Annotated in this window: 2 protein-coding genes; both read left to right on the top strand. The window is 43.3% G+C overall.

All coding sequences use genetic code 11. The annotated features are described in order from the left end of the window. Positions 1-391: 391 nt before the first annotated feature. Positions 392-2272 carry an NAD+ synthase gene (locus F6K20_RS28795; RefSeq protein ID WP_008179380.1) on the top strand — a complete coding sequence of 627 codons (1881 nt, stop codon included), beginning with the start codon at positions 392-394 and terminating at the stop codon, positions 2270-2272. Positions 2273-3470: 1198 nt separating this feature from the next. Then, a partial coding sequence (locus F6K20_RS28790) for a CBS domain-containing protein (RefSeq protein ID WP_287296959.1) occupies positions 3471-3698 on the top strand: 228 nt, incomplete at its 3' end.

Raw genomic sequence — 3698 nt, 5'->3', positions numbered from 1 at the left:
TATGTGTGAAAATATTAGCTATGTACATTGGTTTGATAAGATGGTGTTCTCGTGAACCTATCTGGCGTGTTATAGGTGTAGTGTATCTAATTTTAGGTACATAACTCTTGGAATTCAACATTTATGCAATATTAGTAATTTATGATATCAGAAATTACTAATATTGATAGCAAGTTTTTTAGTTGATTTGCCAATAAGTTTATCAACTAATTAAGAAGTAAAAATATCAACAAAAAATGCTAATTATAAGCAAGTTTTTGGTTTGATAAAAAAACCGGATTGGTCAAGACGATATAAACTGTATATTTTGTCATTTAATTACTAACCAAACCCAGATTACTAAAGATTGTGTGAAGTAGATGGCCTAAACTATAAAAAACAATCAAAAATGATGAAGATTGCGATCGCTCAACTCAACCCCACCATTGGTGATATTACAGGCAACGCTCAACGGATTCTTGAAGTAGCCAACACTGCTGCGAGTCAGGATGTGCGTCTGTTGCTGACACCAGAATTATCCTTGTGTGGCTATCCACCACGAGATTTGCTGCTCAATCCCAAGTTTCGAGAGTCGATGACTACACAAGTGCAACAACTAGCTCAGCAGCTACCATTGTCTCTAGCTGTTTTGGTGGGGACAGTAACACCGAATACCAAAGCAGAGCTTGCTGGTGGCAAACCTTTATATAACAGCATTGCTCTACTAGAGGGGGGAAAAGTACGGCAGATTTTTCACAAGCGACTCTTGCCCACCTATGATGTTTTCGATGAAAACCGCTACTTTGAACCAGGACGGGAGAGTAATTCCTTCACCATTGATCACCAGCCATCAGCAATCACAACTCAGAATGCCCACTCTCCAATTAAAATCGGTGTTACCATTTGCGAAGACTTGTGGAACGATGAAGAGTTTTGGGGCAAACGCAGCTATCAAGTCAATCCGATCACAGACTTAGTTCAACAGGGTGTAGACCTAGTGGTAAACTTGTCCGCCTCACCCTATAGCGCGGGTAAACAGAAAACTCGGGAAGCAATGTTGCGCCATAGCGCTAGCCGTTACCATACACCTATCCTCTACGCCAATCAGCTAGGAGGCAATGATGACCTGATATTTGATGGGTGTAGTGTAGCATTTAATCAGGCTGGTGAGATGGTATGTCGCGCCCGTGCCTTTGAAACAGACTTAGTCATTTTGGAATATGACCGAGAAACACACGATCTGGTCACCCCACCAGAAACAACTATAGAGTCTCCACCATCGGCAGCAATAGCACCAGCCCCAGCCAGCCTAGACGAAGAAATTTGGTCAGCCTTAGTCCTAGGAGTCCGAGATTACACCCGTAAGTGTGGTTTTAAAAAAGTAGTAATTGGTTTGAGTGGTGGGATTGATTCTGCTCTTGTAGCTGCTATTGCCACCGCCGCCTTAGGACCAGAGAATGTCTTGGGGATTCTCATGCCTTCTCCCTACAGTTCTGACCACTCCGTCAAAGATGCTCTCTCTTTAGCACAAAACCTAGGTATTAAGACTCACACCCTAGCCATTGGTTCCTTGATGGAAGGGTTTGACCAAACCTTAACCTCTCTATTTGCTGGGACAGAGTTCGGTGTGGCTGAAGAGAATATTCAATCCCGAATTCGGGGCACCTTACTGATGGCGATCGCTAATAAATTTGGCTATCTCCTGCTTTCTACTGGCAACAAGTCAGAGATGGCAGTGGGTTACTGTACCCTCTATGGTGATATGAATGGTGGATTAGCTGTAATTGCCGATGTTCCCAAAACCCGGGTCTACTCCCTATGTCGGTGGCTAAATTCTAGGGCAGAGGAGTCCCAGGTTAATCAGAAGTTGCAGGTTAGTACGCTCAATCTTGAACCTTCAGACTCCTCTTCTAAGCTTCAAGCTGATCAGCGTCAACCTGCTAACCTAACTGACTCGAACGCCAAAGGCGAACAACCTTTAAGCCAAACAGAAATTATTCCTGCTAATATTCTAATCAAGCCCCCCAGCGCTGAATTAAAACCTGGTCAAGTAGACCAAGATTCCTTGCCATCTTACGATATCCTAGATGATATTCTCGAGCGACTGATCCAGCAGCACCAAGCCCCGGAGCAAATTATTGATGCAGGTCATCAGCCCGAAGTGGTTCACAAAATCATCCGACTAGTCGCTCGTGTTGAATTTAAGCGCCGACAAGCCCCGCCAGGCTTAAAGGTTACTGACCGCGCCTTTGGTACTGGCTGGCGGATGCCAATTGCTAGTCGTTGGCTATAGCATTAGTCTATTAATGATTAGTCATTAATCATTAGTCATTAGTCTTTGGTCTTTGGTCTTTGGTAATTAGTCATTGCTAAAGACCAGAAGACTTATTGTTGACGACAATGGACTAATACTGGACTAATAACTAATCACTACCTAGCCAGGGAAGTCTTGTTCAAGAAATCCATAATAGAATAGCAGTTTCGTGATCGAGTAAGTGGGACGGTAAAAATAAACGTAATAGTCTGGTTGTTGACTGTTCACAGTCTATAGAACCCATTTGATAGAAACTAGGATTGATTGAAAAAGGGTACAGGAATCCCCCCTAACCTTAATAAGGGGGGTAGGTAACAGTAGGAAAGAGCTCCAAGTATTTTTTTGGTGTTATGGTAAGCATTCAGCTATCAGCTATCAGCTATCAGCTATCAGCTATCAGCTATCAGCTATCAGCTATCAGCTATCAGCTAATGCGCTACGCGCACGCTACGCGAACAGCTTTGGAATAAAACAAGTAAGCATTGGAATAATGCTGAGTTACCTCACAGCGTCGTTCGCACAGCGTGGCCAAACGCGCACGCGTGGCCGTTCGCGTAGCGTGGCCAAAAGGCCAAAAGGCCAAGGCCAAAGCCTGTGCCACAAGGCTGACGGCATTAGGCTGACGGCATTATGCTTACTTGTTATGACAAATCAGCATTGGGTTTCATGATTTATTTGGAAATACTAGATGACGTTTACTGTCAGCAGTGAACAGTCAAGGATCAACAAAAAACCTGGTCAATTGGAGCTAAACGGTAAGCCTTCAGGGCTCAGCTGCTCAGGAGTCAGCTAAAGCATCGACCCAAACTTAGGTATTTGGGTCTGGATGGGAGTAGATGATGGGAGTACATAAGTATTCGGGCGAGAATGTTCTTTCTTAAAGGTTGGTTGATTCAAGATTGCTTGTAGCTAAGGGCTGATTAGGAATGGCTGAATTCTGTTCGCGTAGCGTGCGCGAATGCGCATATGCTGAATGCTGACATCGTATTAATTTGCTTATTAATTTACTGGTGCAGTTGGTTAAAATTATGGTGAAAGGGTAAGAGGGAGAGGTAAAAATAAAAATTTCCCTCTATCTTGACTAGTTAAATTGAAATTTTTCGCCATTTTGGAATGAATTTGTTTAATCACAATCGCTATAATTTCACCAATTCCTACTGCTAGATTGTTGAAATTTGTGCTACACTCTTACCCGATGTATTTGAACCTAGACGCAGCAATTAATAGGGATCCTCTGATTGTATCTCCCGAAACTCTAGTAACAGAGGCAATTGCCCGCATGATCCAGTTCGACTCTAGTTACGTACTCGTCCAGTCGCAACTGTCATTAGTAGGCATTTTTACTGAGCGAGATTTGCTAAAGGTCATAGTCGAAGGGATTGGGCTTTCTGGACTAGCGATCGCA

The sequence above is a fragment of the Moorena sp. SIO2C4 genome (genome assembly GCF_010672485.1).
Classification (GTDB): Bacteria; Cyanobacteriota; Cyanobacteriia; order Cyanobacteriales; family Coleofasciculaceae; genus Moorena; species Moorena producens.
Note: the sequence above shows the minus strand (reverse complement) of the source record. Positions and strands in the feature narration are given on the sequence as shown.